General features: G+C 51.1%; 1 rRNA gene. It reads right to left on the reverse strand.

What is annotated here, in order from left to right:
- Positions 1-52: 52 nt before the first annotated feature.
- Positions 53-2,944, reverse strand: a 23S ribosomal RNA gene (locus DYL61_RS31090).
- Positions 2,945-3,107: the final 163 nt, after the last annotated feature.

Below are 3,107 nucleotides of genomic sequence, written 5' to 3' on the forward strand. Positions count from 1 at the left end.
CGTCTTCACACACCGCAATCTGGCCTTTCGACGCAAATTGCTTGGGTGTTATATGGTCAAGCCTCACGGGCAATTAGTATTGGTTAGCTCAACGCCTCACAGCGCTTACACACCCAACCTATCAACGTCGTAGTCTTCGACGGCCCTTCAGGGAACTCAAGGTTCCAGTGAGATCTCATCTTGAGGCTAGTTTCCCGCTTAGATGCTTTCAGCGGTTATCTATTCCGAACATAGCTACCCGGCAATGCCACTGGCGTGACAACCGGAACACCAGAGGTTCGTCCACTCCGGTCCTCTCGTACTAGGAGCAGCCCCTCTCAAATCTCAAACGTCCACGGCAGATAGGGACCGAACTGTCTCACGACGTTCTAAACCCAGCTCGCGTACCACTTTAAATGGCGAACAGCCATACCCTTGGGACCGGCTTCAGCCCCAGGATGTGATGAGCCGACATCGAGGTGCCAAACACCGCCGTCGATATGAACTCTTGGGCGGTATCAGCCTGTTATCCCCGGAGTACCTTTTATCCGTTGAGCGATGGCCCTTCCATACAGAACCACCGGATCACTAAGACCTACTTTCGTACCTGCTCGACGTGTCTGTCTCGCAGTCAAGCGCGCTTTTGCCTTTATACTCTACGACCGATTTCCGACCGGTCTGAGCGCACCTTCGTACTCCTCCGTTACTCTTTAGGAGGAGACCGCCCCAGTCAAACTACCCACCATACACTGTCCTCGATCCGGATAACGGACCTGAGTTAGAACCTCAAAGTTGCCAGGGTGGTATTTCAAGGATGGCTCCACGCAGACTGGCGTCCACGCTTCAAAGCCTCCCACCTATCCTACACAAGCAAATTCAAAGTCCAGTGCAAAGCTATAGTAAAGGTTCACGGGGTCTTTCCGTCTAGCCGCGGATACACTGCATCTTCACAGCGATTTCAATTTCACTGAGTCTCGGGTGGAGACAGCGCCGCCATCGTTACGCCATTCGTGCAGGTCGGAACTTACCCGACAAGGAATTTCGCTACCTTAGGACCGTTATAGTTACGGCCGCCGTTTACCGGGGCTTCGATCAAGAGCTTCGCGTTAGCTAACCCCATCAATTAACCTTCCGGCACCGGGCAGGCGTCACACCCTATACGTCCACTTTCGTGTTTGCAGAGTGCTGTGTTTTTAATAAACAGTCGCAGCGGCCTGGTATCTTCGACCGGCATGAGCTTACGGAGCAAGTCCTTCACCCTCACCGGCGCACCTTCTCCCGAAGTTACGGTGCCATTTTGCCTAGTTCCTTCACCCGAGTTCTCTCAAGCGCCTTGGTATTCTCTACCCAACCACCTGTGTCGGTTTGGGGTACGGTTCCTGGTTACCTGAAGCTTAGAAGCTTTTCTTGGAAGCATGGCATCAACCACTTCGTTAACTAAAAGTTAACTCGTCATCAGCTCTCGGCCTTAGAATCCCGGATTTACCTAAGATTCCAGCCTACCACCTTAAACTTGGACAACCAACGCCAAGCTGGCCTAGCCTTCTCCGTCCCTCCATCGCAATAACCAGAAGTACAGGAATATTAACCTGTTTTCCATCGACTACGCTTTTCAGCCTCGCCTTAGGGACCGACTAACCCTGCGTCGATTAACGTTGCGCAGGAAACCTTGGTCTTTCGGCGTGGGTGTTTTTCACACCCATTGTCGTTACTCATGTCAGCATTCGCACTTCTGATACCTCCAGCAAGCTTCTCAACTCACCTTCACAGGCTTACAGAACGCTCCTCTACCGCATCACTTACGTGATACCCGTAGCTTCGGTGTATGGTTTGAGCCCCGTTACATCTTCCGCGCAGGCCGACTCGACTAGTGAGCTATTACGCTTTCTTTAAAGGGTGGCTGCTTCTAAGCCAACCTCCTAGCTGTCTAAGCCTTCCCACATCGTTTCCCACTTAACCATAACTTTGGGACCTTAGCTGACGGTCTGGGTTGTTTCCCTTTTCACGACGGACGTTAGCACCCGCCGTGTGTCTCCCATGCTCGGCACTTGTAGGTATTCGGAGTTTGCATCGGTTTGGTAAGTCGGGATGACCCCCTAGCCGAAACAGTGCTCTACCCCCTACAGTGATACATGAGGCGCTACCTAAATAGCTTTCGAGGAGAACCAGCTATCTCCGAGCTTGATTAGCCTTTCACTCCGATCCACAGGTCATCCGCTAACTTTTCAACGGTAGTCGGTTCGGTCCTCCAGTTAGTGTTACCCAACCTTCAACCTGCCCATGGATAGATCGCCCGGTTTCGGGTCTATTCCCAGCGACTAGACGCCCTATTAAGACTCGCTTTCGCTACGCCTCCCCTATTCGGTTAAGCTCGCCACTGAAAATAAGTCGCTGACCCATTATACAAAAGGTACGCAGTCACCCAACAAAGTGGGCTCCCACTGCTTGTACGCATACGGTTTCAGGATCTATTTCACTCCCCTCTCCGGGGTTCTTTTCGCCTTTCCCTCACGGTACTAGTTCACTATCGGTCAGTCAGTAGTATTTAGCCTTGGAGGATGGTCCCCCCATATTCAGACAAAGTTTCTCGTGCTCCGTCCTACTCGATTTCATGACTAAGAGATTTTCGCGTACAGGGCTATCACCCACTATGGCCGCACTTTCCAGAGCGTTCCGCTAATCTCAAAGCCACTTAAGGGCTAGTCCCCGTTCGCTCGCCACTACTAAGGGAATCTCGGTTGATTTCTTTTCCTCAGGGTACTTAGATGTTTCAGTTCCCCTGGTTCGCCTCTTGCACCTATGTATTCAGTACAAGATAACCATCTTATGATGGCTGGGTTCCCCCATTCAGACATCTCCGGATCAAAGTCTGTTTGCCGACTCCCCGAAGCTTTTCGCAGGCTACCACGTCTTTCATCGCCTCTGACTGCCAAGGCATCCACCGTATGCGCTTCTTCACTTGACCATATAACCCCAAGCAATCTGGTTATACTGTGAAGACGACATTCGCCGAAAATTCGAATTTCTCAACTAAGAGAACTCACAAATTTTACCTTAGCCTGATCCGTTACCAGTGAAAGTAACGTTCAGTCTATCTTTCTATCACATACCCAAATTTTTAAAGAACG

The organism is Pseudomonas nabeulensis (assembly GCF_004682045.1).
Taxonomy (GTDB): Bacteria; Pseudomonadota; Gammaproteobacteria; order Pseudomonadales; family Pseudomonadaceae; genus Aquipseudomonas; species Aquipseudomonas nabeulensis.